Source organism: Embleya sp. NPDC056575 (assembly GCF_042793325.1).
Taxonomy (GTDB): domain Bacteria; phylum Actinomycetota; class Actinomycetes; order Streptomycetales; family Streptomycetaceae; genus Embleya.
On the sequence record NZ_JBHTVA010000041.1, the window covers coordinates 1 to 18,100 of the forward strand.

General features: G+C 70.6%; 15 protein-coding genes and 1 pseudogene. 9 read left to right on the plus strand and 7 right to left on the minus strand.

The genetic code is table 11. The annotated features are described in order from the left end of the window. The first annotated feature begins 525 nt into the window (after window positions 1-525). A complete protein-coding gene (locus ACFRCG_RS29135) occupies window positions 526-750 on the plus strand; it encodes a hypothetical protein (RefSeq protein ID WP_380036851.1) in 225 nt (74 codons plus the stop codon). Window positions 751-855: 105 nt separating this feature from the next. Here the strand turns inward: ACFRCG_RS29135 and ACFRCG_RS29140 are convergent, their stop codons facing one another. The 5 genes from ACFRCG_RS29140 to ACFRCG_RS29160 form a co-directional block, all read right to left on the minus strand. Next, window positions 856-1,785, minus strand: a complete 930-nt coding sequence (locus ACFRCG_RS29140) for a hypothetical protein (protein ID WP_380036853.1) — start codon at window positions 1,783-1,785, stop codon at window positions 856-858. A gap of 215 nt (window positions 1,786-2,000) precedes the next feature. Then, window positions 2,001-2,123 (minus strand): hypothetical protein, encoded by a 123-nt coding sequence (locus ACFRCG_RS29145; protein ID WP_380036855.1) that lies wholly within the window; start codon window positions 2,121-2,123, stop codon window positions 2,001-2,003. A gap of 1,748 nt (window positions 2,124-3,871) precedes the next feature. Beyond that, window positions 3,872-5,437: a hypothetical protein gene (locus tag ACFRCG_RS29150; protein ID WP_380036857.1), complete on the minus strand. Its 1,566-nt coding sequence runs from the start codon at window positions 5,435-5,437 to the stop codon at window positions 3,872-3,874. Between the two features lie 436 nt (window positions 5,438-5,873). Then, window positions 5,874-6,122, minus strand: a complete 249-nt coding sequence (locus ACFRCG_RS29155) for a hypothetical protein (RefSeq protein WP_380036859.1) — start codon at window positions 6,120-6,122, stop codon at window positions 5,874-5,876. 983 nt (window positions 6,123-7,105) lie between these two features. After that, window positions 7,106-7,411 (minus strand): hypothetical protein, encoded by a 306-nt coding sequence (locus ACFRCG_RS29160; protein ID WP_380036861.1) that lies wholly within the window; start codon window positions 7,409-7,411, stop codon window positions 7,106-7,108. Window positions 7,412-7,458: 47 nt separating this feature from the next. On the opposite strand from ACFRCG_RS29160, the gene ACFRCG_RS29165 reads away from it, so the two are divergent. Genes ACFRCG_RS29165 through ACFRCG_RS29175 form a run of 3 tightly spaced genes read left to right on the plus strand, consistent with a single transcriptional unit; the run spans window position 7,459 to window position 10,792 of the window. Next, window positions 7,459-7,917 (plus strand): lasso peptide biosynthesis B2 protein, encoded by a 459-nt coding sequence (locus ACFRCG_RS29165; RefSeq protein WP_380036863.1) that lies wholly within the window; start codon window positions 7,459-7,461, stop codon window positions 7,915-7,917. After that, window positions 7,914-9,008 carry an LLM class flavin-dependent oxidoreductase gene (locus ACFRCG_RS29170; RefSeq protein ID WP_380036865.1) on the plus strand — a complete coding sequence of 365 codons (1,095 nt, stop codon included), beginning with the start codon at window positions 7,914-7,916 and terminating at the stop codon, window positions 9,006-9,008. The genes ACFRCG_RS29165 and ACFRCG_RS29170 overlap by 4 nt, the downstream gene beginning before the upstream one ends. Continuing rightward, on the plus strand, window positions 8,984-10,792 hold the full coding sequence (locus ACFRCG_RS29175; protein WP_380036867.1) for an ABC transporter ATP-binding protein: 1,809 nt from the start codon (window positions 8,984-8,986) through the stop codon (window positions 10,790-10,792). Before ACFRCG_RS29170 ends, ACFRCG_RS29175 begins: the two co-directional genes overlap by 25 nt. Window positions 10,793-11,118: 326 nt before the next feature. Here the strand turns inward: ACFRCG_RS29175 and ACFRCG_RS29180 are convergent, their stop codons facing one another. After that, window positions 11,119-11,352, minus strand: a complete 234-nt coding sequence (locus ACFRCG_RS29180) for a hypothetical protein (RefSeq protein ID WP_380036869.1) — start codon at window positions 11,350-11,352, stop codon at window positions 11,119-11,121. A 372-nt stretch (window positions 11,353-11,724) separates the two neighbouring features. Next, a complete protein-coding gene (locus tag ACFRCG_RS29185; RefSeq protein ID WP_380036871.1) occupies window positions 11,725-12,678 on the minus strand; it encodes a helix-turn-helix domain-containing protein in 954 nt (317 codons plus the stop codon). Between the two features lie 456 nt (window positions 12,679-13,134). Between ACFRCG_RS29185 and ACFRCG_RS29190 the strand changes: the two genes are divergently transcribed. The 5 genes and pseudogenes from ACFRCG_RS29190 to ACFRCG_RS29210 all read left to right on the plus strand — a co-directional run bounded on the left by ACFRCG_RS29190 (window position 13,135) and on the right by ACFRCG_RS29210 (window position 17,710). Beyond that, a complete protein-coding gene (locus ACFRCG_RS29190; RefSeq protein WP_380036873.1) occupies window positions 13,135-13,683 on the plus strand; it encodes a SigE family RNA polymerase sigma factor in 549 nt (182 codons plus the stop codon). Window positions 13,684-13,693: 10 nt separating this feature from the next. After that, window positions 13,694-14,461, plus strand: coding sequence for a hypothetical protein (locus tag ACFRCG_RS29195; RefSeq protein WP_380036875.1), 768 nt, complete (start codon window positions 13,694-13,696; stop codon window positions 14,459-14,461). 21 nt (window positions 14,462-14,482) lie between these two features. Continuing rightward, window positions 14,483-15,379 (plus strand): annotated as a pseudogene (locus tag ACFRCG_RS29200) (IS5 family transposase). Window positions 15,380-15,851: 472 nt separating this feature from the next. Beyond that, window positions 15,852-16,325 (plus strand): hypothetical protein, encoded by a 474-nt coding sequence (locus ACFRCG_RS29205; protein WP_380036877.1) that lies wholly within the window; start codon window positions 15,852-15,854, stop codon window positions 16,323-16,325. After that, complete coding sequence (locus ACFRCG_RS29210) at window positions 16,325-17,710, plus strand: glycosyltransferase family 4 protein (protein ID WP_380036879.1); 1,386 nt, start codon at window positions 16,325-16,327, stop codon at window positions 17,708-17,710. Before ACFRCG_RS29205 ends, ACFRCG_RS29210 begins: the two co-directional genes overlap by 1 nt. Window positions 17,711-18,100 lie beyond the last annotated feature (390 nt).

Below are 18,100 nucleotides of genomic sequence, written 5' to 3' on the forward strand. Positions count from 1 at the left end.
GTCCAGTGCGTCGAGTTCCGCGGTCAGCTCTTCCCTGAGTCGCACACTCCCCTCCGTCATGACCGCGTCCCCTCGTGCTGCCGTGGTTCCGGCGATGGTGGAGTTCTTCAGGGAGTCGGGGGTGGCCCAATCGGCCGGGGCGGTGCGGGCGGGATCAGGTCGGGCAGGGCCGGTGTGGCCGGGTCGCCCTCGTGGTGGTGGGCCGGTTCCCGGTCGGCCTCGGCGGCGGTGACGGCGTCCAGGCGGCGGGCGTCGGCGGGGAGCGTGGCGGGGCGAAGCGGTCCCGGCGTAGTTGTTCGGCGGCTTTGGTCTCGACGCGCAGGCGGCGGGCGCGGGCGCGCGGGCGCGGCGTAGTGCGGCGCGTTGTTCGTCGGTGGCCCGGTCGGCGAGGTGGGCCGTGCCCAGGCGGCGGCCGTGGAGGGTGGTGTGCGTTGGCCGATCCGGCGGCCGGTCCGTTGAATGCCCTGCCGGTGGGACGTCGGCGATTAGTGGGGCGGTCGGTTCGTCGTGAGGGAGGGGTGTGGGGTGACTGCCGAGCCCGAGTATTCGACTCCGGTGATCGCGCGGCCGGAGTGCACGATCGAGGGTGTGCGTGCGGCGATCGCGTTGTTGGCGCCGCACTGGCTTCCCGAGATGGACCGGTCCCAGCGCGAGGCGACCGCGAAGGCGTTGGAGGTCGACCGGCTCGATCCGTTGCGGGGCTGGTTGCGGCACTTGGGCGGCGATCGCGGAGATCGAGCGTCACCCTGACCTGGCGTTCCGGTATCACCACGCCGAGCAGGTCGACACCGTCAGCGACGACCCCCGGGTGCGGGCCCGCGGTGTTCGGGTCGCCGGTGAGTTGTTGCGGGCCGCCTACGCAGCGGTGGGCGTGTGAGCTGGGGCTGGGAGTACGAACCCGACCAGGCGAGCGTGGTGGGCGGTGCGCCGGAGGCTTTCGTCGCCCTGGTCGAGACCGCGGTCGCGGAGATCGTCCGCGCGGCCGAGGCGCTGTATCTCGACGGGACCCTGACGGCGGAGCGCGCGCAGGAACGTCGACAACGACGGCAGCGGATCCAGCACGGGCACGGCAGCCGGCGGTGCGCCGCCGGGGAGCGGCGTCCCGCTCGGCGGGGGCGGTGGTGAGGCGGGTGCGGCGGGGTCGCCGGCCGGCGTCCCCGGACCGGTGGCCGTACGGGCGCGGACGACGAGTTCGCGGTGGACCGCGGAGGCGTTGCCGTGCCAGTAGGCCGGCAGCAACCGGATGGGTGGGGTGATCTCGAAGCGGTCGCTGTCGCGGGCGTCCGGCGAGACGATGGCGGCGGGTGTGGCGACGGCATCCGCCGGCCGGCGCCATACGGTGCGCTCCGATACTCCCAGGCATTGCGCCGTCGTACGGACGTGGTTGGTGGTGAGCTCACGTCGGGAACGCAGGCCCGGAAGGCTTCTCACGGCCGGCGCCCGCAAGGCCGCCCGCGAAACGGCGTCGAGCCCTGGTAAGGCAGCGGGGGCGGGGCGGGTCTCCTCGGCCGGCGGTTGGGTGTCGCTCGAGCCCATGTCTCGTCCTTCGATCGCGGATGCGGTACGCAGCGCGGCGTGTCGTCGCGGGGGCGGGCCCAGGCGGGAGCAGGCCCAGGCCGGCAGGGTGTGGTCCACGTTCCTGCCGGGTTCGTGATGGCGGGCCGCATACAGGTGGGACGTGATCTTCGCCCAGGAACGGAAGTTCCCCCGCGCACACGTCTGGTCGATGTGGAGCAGGTCCTCGTCGGCCACGGCATCCCACAACGGGTGGAACAGGCGCAGCACGCCTGGGACTTGAGGCGTGTCCAGGCGTGGCACCTGCTGCCAGGGTGAGGACGCGGGAGGCCGGTGCGGGAGCCCGGGCGAGGGTGCGCTCCGCTCCGATTCCGCACAGCACCAGCGATGTCCGGGGCGTGGGGGCGTCGACCAGAAGGCGTAGGTAGTCCGGTTCGGGAGCGGCAATGCGCCGGCATCGTCGACGATCAGGACGCCCGGCTCCTTCAGCGCGTCGACGAGCACGCGGTCGGTGCCACGTCGGTGCGGTTCGTCAGGTGGGTGGCCGGCAGGCCGAACGCGGTGAGCAACACGGCGCGCAACCGGGGCAGCGCGGGTTTGACCGCCACCTGTGCTCGATGGACCGGGACCCGCCTGGGCAGCAGACGCAACGCCTGGTGAACGGCGACCGTCTGCCGTGGCCGGTGTCGCCGTATACGCACACGATCCCGTAGGCGGCGACGGTATGAGTGAGTGCTTCGGCGACCCGGCCGAGTTGGCGCGTCGACACCGGGTGCGCGCCGGGCGCGTACAGCCGCACACCATCACCCGAAGGTACCGGCCCTGTGATCGGATCGGTCCCCCGAACGGCTTCGGCCGCCGGAACCGGCGGCGCGGGCCGGCCCTGTTCGTCCACCGTCCCCGGAAGTGCCAGGTCGGCCAACGCGCGGTCGTAGCCGTCCACGGCCGACCCGTGGATCGGACGCGCGATCCGAAGCACACGTGGCGAGCGGAGATCACGACGGACCGCGTGATACAGCGTCGACAACGACACGACCCGGGTTCTCGAGAGGGCTCCGCCTTCGGTGTCCCTGTCAACTCCGGCGCACATCCGGCGGTGCAACGCCCTCACGTTCGGGCCCAGGTCCGTCAGACACGCCCAGAGAGCGTCGCCGGCGTGAAGCGGTCACGTCCCGGCGGGACCCGCACGACCCGACCCGCGCGCTGCCGCCAACCACCGCCACACGGTGCGCTCCGAGCACACCCACCGCGTCCGCGGCGACCGCCACACGCGCGCGGGAGACACCACCCGCTTCCCCCACCGCGAGCAGACGCCACACCACCGCCGCATCCGAGGAACCGGCAGCAGGACGTACCGAAACCGAAGAACGATCCCTCGCCACACCGGCAAGCACACCCGCACCATCGGGAGCCCGACACAGAAACGGGACAACACCCGTGACAGAACAACCCACTTGTGTCAGGCATCCGACATCAGTCGACGGTCGCGCCCGTGACAGTCGAAACGATCACGGTCATTCATGCCCCGACCAGCACACAAACACCCAACACGCATCAACCCGACCGACGACCAACCACCACCACAACACACACTCACATCAACGCCGGCGTCCGTATCCGTGAAGCACTCGGTCCCGGCACGGCGTTCGGCGTCCGTCTGTCCCCCGCCGATCCCAACGCCGACGCCGCCCGTCCAGGCCCTCGTCGAGGCCCGCGCCGCTCTCCTGTTCGCCGAAAACGCCCACCGCGAGGCCCAGGAGCACGCCGCCCGCACCCCGATCGCACAGGGCTGGACCACCCGCGACGCAGGCAACGCCCTCCGTCTCTCCTCACAGCGCGTCTCCCAGATCGCCCCCAGGCCCCGGTAGCGCCCCCCTTTCCCGGTGTGAGCGGGGACGCCGCGCCGTTCCGGGTCGGCCACCCGGGCAGGATGGGGCAGGCAACCCGCTCCAGGCCGACCCCCACGCGGGACCTCCAGGGGCTGCTTCCGCGACATGTGCGCCGCGCGGCATCGGCGGCCGGCGCGTGTCGCCCCCGCCGGACGGTGTCTCCGTACGTCACGATCCACGGTTTCTCTCCCCTGCCCGAAACCGCCTGGACCGGCCGCCTCCCACTCCTGTGCGCACACCACCCCGTCTGGGCCTTCGCCCCACAACCCACCGCACGAAACCGGAACACGTAGCGTTTCACGGCCCGAAAGTTCCTCGACCGGCTCCACGACACCCGCGCCGCAGTCCGCGCGGCCTGGTCGCGTAGGGCCCGAGTCTGCGCAAGGACGGCCGGCGACGGACGCGCCCTTCTGCCTTGCCCGAGTTCCATGGGCGCATCGCGTTTCCGCCGTCGCGCCACTGGGGTGTCAGTCCTTGGGAATGTACGTGAGGCAGGTCGAGAACGGCTGGTCGCGGACACACGTGAACAGCGCCTTCCACGTGCCGGTGTTTTCGCGGCCTGCTTTGAGCAGCGTGGCCGCGCACGCGTCGTCGGAGAGGCCCCACAGGGATCCGTCCGGCCAACCGACCTGGGCGGTACGGCGGTCGATCACGTCGAGGCAGGCTGCGGGCGGGTCGTACTTCTTGACCTCGGTGAGGAACTCCGGGTACTTGGAGTTCTGCGGCGCGCCGGGAGGCGCGTTGGGCGGAGCGCCGCTTTGCGCGGCGGGTAGCGCACTGGTCAGTGCGACCAGCTTCTGTTGCGCCGCGGTCCGCTCTTCCGGGGAGGCCTGCGGGTCCTGGAGGGTTGCCGACGCCTGTCTGGCCTCCCCTGCGATCTTTTCCAAAGCCTTCGTGATCGCTTCCCTGTCCTGCGCGTTCTTCGGTGCCGTCTGCGGGTTCAGGCCGGCCAGGAATCCGGCGGCCAGGGATTCGGCGAATTTGATGAGGATCGCCCGGTCCACCGTGTCGGTCCTCGGCTCCTGAAGGGCCGACAGGTTCGTGGCCAGACTGATCATCAGGAACCTGTGCACACTCTTGTTCTGGGACGTCGTGCCGGGATCGAGGGATATGGCCATTGCTTCGCTGATCGCGTGCACGATCGTCGAGTATGTGGCCCGGTCTTGCGGCGGCGTGACCCGATCCGCGATCACTTTGAGCGTGTCGCCGACAATGCTCACGACCCGCAGTTGCTCATCCCGGTCCGAGGGCGTCGTCTTCGAGTCCTGGGCATCCTGCACGGCACTGGCGAGAGTCGACGCGACCTTCTCGTACATGGCCTTTTCCGCCGGCGTCGCGCCCTGGGCCTGGCTCAGTTTCAACGCCACGTTGATCCCGTCCACGGCCTTTTCGAACGCGGCCTTGTCGGCCGGCTTGGTCGCCGAGTCGTTGATTGCGGCGATCGCCTTGGCCAGCCCGTCCCTGAGCTTTTGTTTCTCCGCTTCCGGCACGCCGAGGGCCGCTATCCGGTCCTCCGTCTCCCTCTGTGTGTTCGGCCCGAACTGCTGCGGGCCCGGGGACTTCGCCGCGTCCGACGACGCGGGCGCGCCCGGCTGTTCGGGCGTACCGGCGCCGGGCTTCGACTCGGGGAGCTGTGGCTGCTTGTACGTGGGCGCGCCCGGCTGTTCGGGCGTGGAGGTGGCCGGTGGTGCCGAGTTCGGCGGTGGCCCGGACGTGGCCGGCGGTGCGGACGTGCCCGGCCCCGGTCCGGGCGTGCCCGGGGACTGGGGCGCGGGGGGACTGCTTGCGGCAGGCACGGTATTCGGGCCTTGGGCAACGGCGGCGGGTGCGGCCGGGGAAATGGCGGGCAGTGCGATCGCGGTCGCCAGGCAGGGCGTGCCGACGATGCGGAAGACGAGTCGCCGTGCGGGCTTGGGCATGGTGAAATCCCGGTGCTTATCGTGGAGTTGCCGTGTGCCGGCCGCGCGGACGTGCCCGCTGCGCGGCCTGGAGTCACCGGAGATCGCGAGTTCGACGGTGCGAACGAATGACAAGATCCACTTTTCTCCTATCGTCGACCCGCTGCAACCCGAGCCCCCGGGGCCGCCGCAGCCTTCGGCGGCGAGGTGGAGCGTGTTCGTGGCGTACCTGGGTGCGGGAGGCGCTGGAGTGTGCCGATCGACACTGGCGGGTGGCGTTCGAGAGCGACAGTCCGGCCGGTGTGCTCGCTGCGGTGCGGGCCGGACGCGGCGTCGCGGCGCTGATGCCGGCGATCGCGCTGCGGCGCACGGTCCGGGTCGCGTGGCGGGCGGGTGACGGCGCGTGGGGGCGAGCGGGGCGAATCGGGAAACCGTCGTGGGGTGATCTCGGTCGGGCGCGCGGGCTTTCGTTCCCAGGCGGCTCGGACGAGATGCTGCGCGCGGCTCGGGACCACCCGGCCAAACCTCCGGCCGACGCCGACCACCTTTGCGAAATCACACCTGTGGTCGATCAGTCGCTTTCGACTTCGAAGGTCGGGAAGAGGTACACCGCGGGAATGGATCCGTCGGGTTGCCGGGCCGCTTCCGGGAAGTCGCTCGGGTCCCCGATGAATATGCGGCCGGCGATCGAGTCGAGCGGGCTGTAGGTGTTGCCCATGGGGTCGAAGGCCAGGATGACCGGCGTCTCGTCCGGGAGTTCCTCCATGTCGGCAATGGCCTGGCGGAGAGCCTTGAGCGTGTGCCCGTCCTTGTCGTCCATGGTCGGCCCTTCTGGAGGTCGGGATCGGGACGGGACGGGTGTCGATCGTGGAGATCATCCAAGCACTTGGCGATGTCACAAGTCGAGGGACACGGGGCGGCGGGGTCCCGACGGCCGCGCCCCGATTTCGCATCCTGCCCTCCACACCCGGGGCGACGGGCAGCGGGAAGGCGTGGTTGCCGAATTCTGCGTGCCGGAGAATGTCGACGCGTTTTCTGCGGTCTCCCGAGCGATCGCACGTCGGGCGCGACGGTCCCACGCCGTCGCTCCGGGCGTGGCCGATCACGATTCCCGTGCTGCGCGAAGGCGCCCGGTGGCGGGGACGCCGGGCCGCTATCGGCCGAGTCGTCCCGCGCCACCGGGCGAATGGAGCGGCACCGTCTCGAAGCGTCGACACCCGCACGTCCCGACGCGTCGACTCCGTGTCGACCGTCCCAAGCCCGCTCGGCCAACTCAGGCTCAGCGTGAGCGACCCCGAGTAGGTACCCGGGCGGACGAACGCCGGGGTCGTCAACGTCAGGGCGGCGTCCGCCGAAACGCTGCCGCCCGTGGCTCGACCCTCGATCGGCGTCCGCGTGCGCAACTGGGCCCGGGTCGCCCCGAGCGGCCCCGGTGTGCCGGGGGTGACCGTTCCGGGCGCGCCATCGGCCGCCTCGCAGCTCCGTCGCCCCGTGTACCGATCCCCGCGAACACATCGCCCCCGACGCGTGCAACCGGCTACCCGCCCGGTTCCTCGCCCGCCTCCACGTACATCTCAGGGTGGCGTATCCGCGACGACGCGATCGGTCGATTCCGCAGCGGCGAGGACCGGGACCACCTCGTTTCCCGCCGACACCCTCCTCTGCGTGCACCGTCACCGCGTCGCCCGGCCACCCGGCGAAGTCGCGCAGCGCCTCACCCGGGGCAACGGGACCGGGACTGCCTCGGCGGCCGGATCGGCATCGGGCGTGCGCACGACGACGACTCCCTCTGCCTCGGGAGTCTCATCCCATCCGCCACTCGTGCGTCGACGACGGCCCCGACGACGGATCGGCGGCCGTCGCCGCCCACTCCCGGGCCACGAACACCGGCCGGGTCAGCAGTACGTCACCGGTCCGCTCGACCCTCATCACGACGCCGAACTCCTCGAGCGCCAGACCCTCCGGCGAGTAACGGAAGTCCACGACACCATGCGACGTCGCGTGGACCCTGAGCCGCTCCTCCACCACGGAGGGCACACCACCGACGAGATCCACGCCCTCCCAGGTGACCTGCGGGCCGCGCCGGGCGCTGATCACGACACCACACACGCGCCCGGCGTCTCCGGTTCTCTGCGCAACCACCGATTGGTCGCGTCATGAGTATGCCGACCGGTCTGGAAACCGCCCCACGACCGCTGTTCCGGCAACGTGTGACGGCCCGGTTCGCAGTCGCTGTCGCCGCCGTGCTCGCCCGGCTCGTACCGCGACGCCTCTCCCTGATATTGGGCGCGGTGAGCCGCGGGGCCCGTCCCGCAACGAGGGCGCAGGCGCTCGCCGCTCGCGATGCCGTCGTCGCCGTCAGCGTGACCTGCGCCGGTCAGGGTTGCCTGCAACGGTCGATCGCCACGGCCCTGTTGTGCCGGTTCACCGGCGCCTGGCCGGACTGGTGCACCGGGATCCGCACGGATCCGTTCCGCGCCCACGCCTGGGTGGAGGTCGAGGGAGAACCCGTCGGAGAGGTCGACGACATCCGTCGATATCGCGTCACCTTGACCGTGCCGTGCCCACGACACCACACGCTCACGCCCAGGCGGGAAGGAGACCCGCGATCGTGACCCTCGCAGACGAGGTCCGCTTCGGCATCCTGCTGGCCACCCACCGAAGCCCGGGTGCAACGGACACCGAAGTGGTCCGCGACACTCTCGCGCTGGCCACCCACGCCGAGGCACTGGGCCTGGACGAACTGTGGGTCACCGAGCACCATTTCGGCAACGCGGCGATCGGCTCGTCCGCCCTGGCCCTCGCCGCATTCCTGCTCGGCCACACCCAGCGCATCACGGTGGGGACCGCGGTCACCCTCCTCCCGTTGCATCATCCGATCCACGTCGCGGAGCAGGCGGCACTACTCGACCAGCTCTCCGGCGGCCGTTTCGTACTGGGTGTCGGCCGCGGGCAGAGCACCACGGAATACGAGGTCATCGGTCGCGGCATCGACGACTGGCGTCGAGGGCCGGCGGAGGCCCTCGACGTGATGCGCGCGGCCTGGGCCGGAGAATCGAGCGCCACGTCCGAGGTGTACACGTTCCCGGCGGTCACCCCCACGCCCACTCCACTCACCCCGTCGGGGCCTCCCATGTGCGTCGCCGCCGGTTCTCCGGCAACGATCGCGGACGCCGCTTCCCGCGGGTTACCCATGCTGCTGTACTTCGACAAGAACGCCGAAGCAAAGGTCGAAATGGTGGCCCTGCATGCCAAGTTCGCAGCAGCCGCAGGCCATCCGACCGACGGCTACCCACACGCCTTCCTCCTCTTCGCCCACGTCACCGAGTCTCCGTCGCGAGCGCACGACCTGATGGTCGACCGAGCCCGGCATCTGCTCCGAGGCGCGACATCGCCCTCGGGGTCGCGAAGGATCCCGGACGCGACAGCCCCCGAAGCGGAACCCCAAGGCGAGGCCCTGATCGAATCGATCGCCGAACGCCTCCTGGAAACCCAGGCGGTAGGCGACGTCGACACCTGCGTCCGACAAGTGCTCGATCACATCCGCGTATCGGGTTGCTCCCGCGTCCTCTTCCAGGTGGAAGAAATCACGGACCGCGACCAAGCGCTCGCCAACCTCCGGCGGCTCGCCACCGAGGTTCTCCCCGTCGTCCGCGAGCAGCTGGCGATCGACGCCAGCACATGCCGCCCGGAGCGGGCCCGGTGACCCACGCATGGGACGAACCGCTCGCCCCGAAGCCGGGCGCGCGCGAGACCTGGCGGGCGCTGAACGTCCATATCCGGCCGCATCGGGCGCTGATAGCGCTGGGTGGTCTGCTTGGTCTGCTCGGCTCGACCATGGTCCTGGCCCAGCCGCTCGCCACCAAGGCCATGGTCGACGCGCTGGAGAACGACGAGTCGATCACCGCTGTGCTGACCCTCCTGACCGCCCTGATCGTGGTCGGCACCGTCGTCCAGGCGTTGGGACGGTACGTGCTGGAACGCACGGCGGAGTCGATCGTCCTGTCCGCCCGCCGAAATCTGGTGTCCAGGTTGTTGCGGCTACGCCTGCCCGAACTGAGCCGGAGGCAGCCGGGCGACCTGATGTCCCGAGTCATCGCGGACACCACCCTCCTTCGGCACGTCACCACCGAGACACTGGTCTCCGCCGTCGTCGGCACCCTCACCCTGCTGGCCACGATCGCACTCATGGCCGTGTTGGATCCCGTGCTCCTCGGGGTGTCGCTGGCCGTCGTCGTGCTGATCGGCGGGTCCGTCGCCCTGGTCATGCCGCGTATCGCTGTGGCCACGCGGCGGGTTCAGGAGTCCGTGGGGTCTATGGCTTCGATCCTGGAGCGGGCCTTCGGTGCGTTTCGCACCATCAAGGCCGCGGGTGCGGAACAGCGCGAAACGACCGTCCTCGACGCGGCGGCTCACGACGCGTGGCAACAGGGGGTGAGGGTCGCGAAATTGGGGTCCATCGCGTACTCGGTGACCGGGCTGGCCGTCCAGGCCTCGTTCCTGGCCGTGCTCGGCGTCGGCGGAGCCCGAGTGGCCTCGGGCGCGATCCCGGTGTCGACACTGATCGCGTTCCTGCTCCTCCTCGTCCAACTGTCCGACCCGGTCTCCCGACTGCTGGAGGCCCTCTCCCAATATCAGGTGGGATCGGCCGCCATGGCCCGGATCTCCGAAGCCCAGAACCTGACCATCGAGCCGAACGCGACCGCCAATACCCGTACACCGCCCGCGCACCCACCGGCAGTGGAATTCCAGCACGTAACCTTCCGCTACCGACCCGAACTTCCCGACGTGCATCGAGGCGTGTCGTTCAGGGTGGAAGGCGCGGGCCTGACCGCGATCGTCGGCCCGTCCGGGGCAGGCAAAACCACCCTGTTCGGCTTGATCGAGCGCTTCTACGAGGCCGGCGACGGTCGGGTCCTGGTCGACGGCACGGATGTGCTCGACTGGCCGCTGGATCGTCTGCGCGCTGCAATCGGTTACGTTGAACAGGACGCACCGGTCCTGTCCGGCACCCTGCGCCAAAACCTCACCTTCGCCGCAACACACGCGAGCGAGGACGACATCCGCGAAGTCCTGGTCCGCACCAGGCTCGACGGCCTGGTGGATCGACTGCCGCAGGGCCTGGAGACACCGGTGGGACATCGGGGCGACACTCTGTCCGGCGGTGAACGCCAGCGTGTGGCCATCGCCCGTGCCCTGCTGCGCCGGCCGAGGCTGTTGCTGCTCGACGAGGCGACGTCCCACCTCGACGCCGGCAATGAACACGCCTTGCGTGAAGTCATCGAGACCGTCGCGCGAGACAGCGTCGTCCTGGTGATCGCCCACCGCCTGTCGACGGTGTCCGCCGCGGACCGCATCATCGTCATGGAAGCGGGCCGGATCAGGGCCGTGGGTACTCACCGCGAGCTCTCGGCGGCGGACTCCCTCTACGCCGAACTCGCCGCCACCCAGTTCCCGACCGCCGCCGGCCCCGAGGCCCACCGGCGCTGATTCGAGGGCCACAGCGAGTGCGAGTGCGGCAACGCGGAGGGTTGCGGCGCGGCGAAGGGCGGATGGGTGGTCAGATCAGGTCTGGCGTGCCTGACCATGGCCGGCGTCCGGGACGGATCCGGCCATGGATGGCGGGAGACAACCTATGCGGCATGTGATCGCCGCTTGCCGCCTCTCGCTTTCGCCGTCACCGAGGTACAGACTGCCGACAGCCCACAACTCGTCCCTGCTGCGGAAGCTCGGTGCCTTCCTGACCGGCGTGTCGAGGAGCGGTCGCCCGGGAGGGCTACCCGGTTCTCGGACGTTCCCGCATAGCACCGGCGCGGTCAAGGTTTCGGTACTCCCTGGGAGGCATACCGAGGCGAGATGCCCTCGAGCGCGGGCATGCCGCACAGCACGTGGATGCACTGCGCCTGGTACGCGTGGTCGGCGAGACGCGCGTCCGCGACGACAGCCATCTCCGCGACCCGTGCGGCGTGCGCCTCCGACACCCGGTCGTAGCAGTGGATCCGGCGCCCCGCCGAGACGATTTCGCCGCCCGGGAGCACCGCCGCGACCAACCCGCAATGGGAGCGCATTCAACCAGCCGCCACGAACGCCACCCCGACCCGACGGCACGCATCTCGATGACCGCACTCGAGTCACAGCGGTGGACGAGAGGCGGCCACGGCCGGAATCGGCCCGACCTACCGCATGTCGCGCTCCCGCACCCAGTCCCCGACCCTGGACGTCACGGGCCGCGACGGGCAGTTCGATCGTTTCGCTCGACTTGCCGAACTCGCAACGACCCGACCGTGACGCCGACTTCGGGTAACGCTCGTGGAGATCGTCGTGAGTCCCGGGCGTGCCCGGCGGGCGCCGAGTGGGCGGGCGTCGCTCCACACCGCAAGGTCACAACGCCCCATCGGGTTCCGGCGGTGCCGTCCCACGAATCAGCGTTCCCGACCGGAACGTTCTCGTCGGCGTTCCCGGGTTCGGCCCTCGGGGGAACGGGCTGACGCGTCGCCGTGGATGGTGTGGTGGCGGTGTTCCGTGGGTGGGATGCCGTAGGTGGTGCGGAAGGTGCGGGTGAAGACGGCGTGCTGGGGAAAGCCCCAGCGTGCGGCGATCACGTACACGGGTGTCCGTTCCTGTGTGGGGTCCTCCAGGTCGCGTCGGGCGTGTTCCAGGCGCGCGCGCCGGACGTGGGCGGCCACGGAGTCGTCCTCGTCCCGGAACAGGCAGTAGAGGTGCCTGGCCGAGATGTGGTGGGCGGCGGCGATCGTGCGGGGGGTGAGGTCCGGATCGGGGAGACGGTCGTGGATGTAGGCGTGGATCCGGTCCAGCAGGATCCGTCGCGGGGTCCGGACGAGGGATGGATCGTCGGCCCGGAGGGCGTGGGCGAACATCGCCGTTACCAGATCAGCGACGACCATGCCCAGACGCAGGGCATCGGGCACCGGGTAGGCGGTGGTGTCGGACGCCAGGCGCAGAAGCGTCTGCGCCAACAGGGCGCCGATCCCTTCCCGGCCCGACACGGGGCGTTCCATCGCACGCCTCGCCCGGGCCGGCGACATCGCGAGCAGCGCCTTGGGGATCTCCAGGGCCACGATCGTGATCCGGTCCCCGGCGGCGCGGAACGTACACGGGTCCGCCGCGTCGAACGTGTGGAACTCGAACGCGCCCAGACTCCGGTCCCGTCCGCCCCGGGAGGCCCGCGCGGTGCCGGATGCGACGAGGACGAGCCGATACGCCTGCGGACGCGGCCTGCGGATCGACGTCAGAAATTTTCGGGGACCTGTCGACCGAGACGTGTTCGCCCACATCGACACCGGCCCGAGTACGACCTCCGGTCGCCACGGCCGCAGACCGCACGCCCGCACCGACGCCGTGTCGGAGCGCCGCACGCGCCCGACCGGAGGCCGATTGGAGCGTCGTGCACCGGGCGGACGCGCGTGTCGTGGCACGGTCTCGATGCGCATGTGTGTCCTCGCTTCCCTTCACGGCGGACGCCGGACCACAGGCGGATGCATGCGCGGCCGGGCGCGGCCGGAAGCCGATCGACACATCCGACACGGAGGCGGACGACCCCGGGCGCGGCGGAGCGCCGGCCGTGGAGGGTGTGCCCCACAACGAGCGACGATCCGATCCGCCGCGCGGCGCCAATGTCGTACTCGATGTCCGTCGAGGAAGAGGACGCCCGGGCGGGCCGGAATGTTACGCGGCCCCTTCCCGTGGGCCGGTGTCCGCCGTCGTCTCGCCGGTCGGAGTCGGTCGGCGTGATTGCGCGTAACATTCCGGCCCGCCCGGGCGTCTTCTTTTCGACATGGGCGCGCACGGGGGCCGATATCGGGGCGGACGGGATGCGGGACGACGAGGACTTACGAACGGACTTCGACGCCTTGTACGCGAGCACCTCGCGTCGGCTGATCGCGTCGGTCCACCAGCTCACCGGTGACGTGACCGAGGCCGAGGACGCCGTCCACGAGGCGTTCGCGCGGGCCTGGGAGCGATGGCCCACCGTCTCCGCCGCCCGGGACCCGGCTGCCTGGGTGCGCAGGGTCGCGCTGCGTCTGGCGGTGAGCAATTGGCGGCGTACACGCGGCCGGTTGCGGGCCCACCTGCGGCTCGGCGGACCCGGACACGCTCCCGATCCGACGCCGGACCATGTCGACCTGGTCTGGGCCCTGCGGCGGCTGCCCGTCGGCCAACGCCTGGTCGTCGTGCTGTTCCACCTCTACGACCTGCCGATCGAGGAGATCGCCGAAGACCTGGGGATATCGGCCGGCGCGGTACGAGTCCGACTCACCCGCGCACGCCGCGCACTGGCCGTCGACCTGACCACAAGCCCCCCGGGGCACCCGCAAGAGGTCGCGGATCGAACGGACACAGCAGAGGTACGTCATGGGTGAAACGAACGGGATGCCCGGCGGCACCAACGAACGCCGCGCATCGTCGGAACGCGACGAACAGACGGCACTGACCGACTACTTGGGCGCCCTCGTAGTGCGCACCGAAGCGGCCATGAGGCCGCGCCCCGCGGCATCGGTACGCCTGCGAGGGCGGCAGCGACGCATCCGGCGCCGGGTCGCCCTCGGCGTCGCCGCGGCCATCGTGATCGTGGCATCCGTCCTCGGCGTGCTGTCCGCGGACATCGACGGCACGTCCCGAGGCGGCCCCGCGACCACCGAACCACTCAACCCCCGACAACTCCCGCGCGAAGTCGCCCCCTGGAAGCTGACCAACACCGACAGGAGCCACCTGGGGTCGTTGGAGTTCCCGACGACGATCTACTGCGAGAAAGGGCGTCAGTTGCTCAGGGTTCCGAACGCACGAAAGTTTCACTACACCAGCTCGACGAGCTCGACGGCATCGTTCATCGAGATCGTCATCCGTCTCGACGACAAGGCCGAGGCGATCGGTGTCGTTCGCGACCTGGAGAGCCTGACCGCCGAATGCCCCGGCACGAGCCGTACCGACGACCTACCGGACCCACTACGCGGCACGGATCCGGGCGCCAGTGTCTCCCGGTGGTATCAAACGAGAGGCGAAATCGCCACGCTCACCGCGATCGCCCGCCGCGACAGCACCATCGCCGTCCTCGTGTACACGGCGGACGTCCGTTGGCAGCCACAACTACCGCCGAACCTGGTGGACGCGGCACTCGCTCGATCGAGACCGGAAAACTAAGGCCTGTCTGGTAATGATCTTGTGGTGTCTCGGGGTGGGTTGACGGGTGCGGCGTGGGTTCGGATCGAGCCGTTGTTGCCGGTGGTGGACGGTCGTGGCGTGATCATCGGCAGGTGATCGACGGGGTGTTGTGGCGGTTGCGGACCGGTGCGCCGTGGCGGGACGTTCCGGCGCGGTACGGGCCTGGCAGACGGTGTACGAGCGGTACTCGCGGTGGGAGGCGGACGGGACGTGGGCCGCGCTGCTCGAACACGTGCGGGTGCGGGACGACGCGGTCGGTCGGGTCGACTGGTCGGTGTCGGTGGACTCCACCGTCGTCCGCGCACATCAACACGCGTTCGGGGCGCGGAAAAAGGGGTTGCGGACGGGGACGAACCGGGCGTCGTGGAGCGTGCGGCGCCGGGCCCGACGCCTGCGGCTCGCGAGGGTCTCGGCCGCTCGCGGGGCGGGTTGACCACCAAGCTGCATCTCGCCGTGGACGGGCGGGGGTTGCCGTTGTCGATCGTGGTCACCCCGGGGCGGGCCGGGGACGCGCCGGCGTTGGACGCGGTGCTCGCCGGGATCCGCGTGCCGCGGCTCGGTCCGGGTCGGCCGCGGGTGCGGCCGACCCGGGTCATCGCCGACCGGGCGCACTCCTCGCGGGCCATCCGTGCCCGGTTGCGGGCGGCGGGGGTGCGGGTGGTGATCCCCGAACGGGCCGATCAGCGGGCGAATCGTCGCCGTCGGGGTCGCGCGGGCGGGCGTCCACCCGCGTTCGACCGGCAGGCGTACCGCGAACGCAACGTCGTGGAGCGGTGTTTCGCCCGCCTGAAGCAGTTCCGGGCGATCGCGACACGTTACGACAAGCTCGCCGCCCGCTACACCGCAGGTGTCGCCCTGGCCTCGCTGATCCTGTGGCTCCGCGAACCACAACCATGATCGTTTTGTCAGACAGGCCCTAGAACGAACGCCGACGAGTCGTCGGCGGCACCGGGCTCGTGGGCTTGGTCGCCGGCAGGGCAAGAATGACGGCCGCCCAGGCGGACAGCAGCCAGCGGATGGCCGGCGTCGACGATCTCGGTCGGAGCAGCCACGGGAGACGGACTCGTCCGGGGCAGAGCGCCAACCGAATGTTGATTTCGCGGTTCGTCCCCGAGAATCGCTTCTCGCGCCGCACGAGGCGCCATATCGGTGGAACGATTGGTCGCAGTGGGCGTAGGCGCGCCGGCTCGCGATGTGGAGGTCGCGGTGGATGGGGTCCTGGAGTCGGGCGGGGCGAACCGTACGACGTGGCCTCGACGACGTGCTCGGCGAACGTTGGGTCACAATCTCCGGAGCGACCGCACTTATGGAGATGTCGGTCACTCGCGGCCCCGCGTCGGGTCGACGTCAAACGAGAGGACACCATCAAATGGCCCCGATCGCCGATGAGCTTCGAGCCTGTATAGACGCGGTCCTGGCGGCGGCGTCCGACCTGCCGCGCGAGGACATCCCCGAGTCGTTGGCACAAGCCCTCGATCGACTGAACGAGAACGTCACGCCCGAACCCGCGCCCTCCGCGGTCCACCCGGACGTGGACCCCGGACGTCACCTGTTGACGCGCCTTCGCTACGACGCGGACGAAGCCCGGAACGGGACGCCCATCGCCCTGGCGGACGACGCCGACGCGAAGATCGAGGGCTTGGCGAACGACGACTCGCCCACGCCGGAAACCGTGCGCCTGACCCGGTTCAAGGCCGCGGTCGTTTCCGGGCTGCTCGAGGAGTTCGCCGCACGCCTCGAACGCGACATACGACACGGCGACATGGTCCCCGACGCCCGCGGTTACGGCCGCCTCGCCCAGGACATGGCCGAGTATCTGCGAAGCCTGCGAACGCAAGACTGATGGCGGCGATGCCGGGCGGATCGACCGCTCGCTACCTGATCCTGGGCACCGCCTGGTCCGGCAACGGGGGACACACCGTCAACCGCGAACTCGCCGCCGGCCTCGCCCGACTCGGCCACCACGTGACGCTGCGCGTCGTCGGCCCGGTCGGGACCCTCTCCGCGAGCGTCGACGTCCAATCCCTGACACCCATTCCCGGAATCGACGCCCGAGGCCAACTCCTGCGCGCCGACGGACTCCCCCAGGACGTCGACACGGTCGTGGGAGCCGGACGCTTCTCCGGCGGGGCCGCCGGCTACCTCCGCGATCAGCACTACCCCGGCGCTCGCGTGGTCCACTTCGTACACGCGGCGGTGGACGAACTCGACCGATGGCGAGGCGACCCCACCCAGGCCAACGCCCACGGTCGCACCGAGCGGCTCCTCATCGACCGGGCGGACCTCGCCGTGGGTGTGGGTCCGCTCCTCGCGGAGGAGGCCCGCCAACTCGCCCGCATGGGCGAGAGAAACCCCCCGGTCCACGAACTCGTCGCCGGAACGACGCTGCGACCGCCGCCCCACCGCTCCCCGGCCCACACCCGCTTGAACGTGCTGCTGTTCGGGCGCGCGGACGACCCGCTCAAAGGAGCCGACATCGCCGCACACGCCGTCGGGGAACTCCACCGACGCGGCCTCGACGTCCGCTTGACCGTCCGCGGAGGCAACGCCCACAACGCCCAGGCACTCGCCGACCAGGAGAACCGGCTCTCGACCCTCGCCGGCACGACCGTCAAGGTGCGCGGTTTCACCGACGACCAGGCCGAACTGGACTCCGACCTGCGCGGCGCGGACATGGTCGTCATACCCTCCCGCCAGGACGGCTTCCCGCTCACCGCCATGGAAGCCGCCGGATACGGCATCCCCATCCTGGTCGGATCCAACATCGGCACCGGCATGTTCCTCACCGACCCCTCCCGTGTGCCCACGGAACTCGGCCGACCCAGCGTCGTACCGATGAAGGGCAACGAACCCGCCCCCGATCTGGGACACACCTGGGCCGACCACGCCGAGGAACTACTGCGCGACCTCGACCGGACCCGGACCCGGGCCATGCGCCTGCGCGATCACCTCGGCGCCTCCTACACCTGGGAACACGCGGCCGCCCGCCTCCACGAGCGGGTACAGGAGATCTCCCCCACCGCGGACCGCACGTCCCACACGCCCTCCCTCGCGGAGGCGGGCCCCACGACGACCACCAGCCCGACCCGAGGAAGAAGCCGGCTCGCCCGAATCACCTCGATACTCGTCCCGGAGACCACTCGCCCCGCCACTCCGCGCACCGCACCCGGAAGCGCACCTCCCCCACCGCCGCCGACCCCCGACGACCTGCCCCCACAACTCGGATGACTCGACGACGGGCACGCCCGACGCGTGACCGTCCCGGAGCGGGACTCGGGGTCGGGTCGCCGCTGATCCGGCCCACCTCGTCCCCGACGCCCCGCCCGTCGTAGCGACCACGCGTCGGCGCTCCGATGAGCTCAGCCGAGGTGATGTATCGGATGCTGCGATGCCACGACCCGGCGCTCAAGCCGGATATCCGGAGGACTGGCAGCCGGCCCCGTAGTCGCCCAGGGTGACGCACCCGCCCGTCGTTGGACGAGATGCCCCACTCGATTCGTCTCATTGATCGAAGTACCGAGTGGGGCCTCGTGTCGCACGGCGAAGTAGGTCGCTATTGGCTGGGTCCACGGCCGGTCACGGCTCCGTAGACCGCGACGCCCGTCATGACGACGGTGC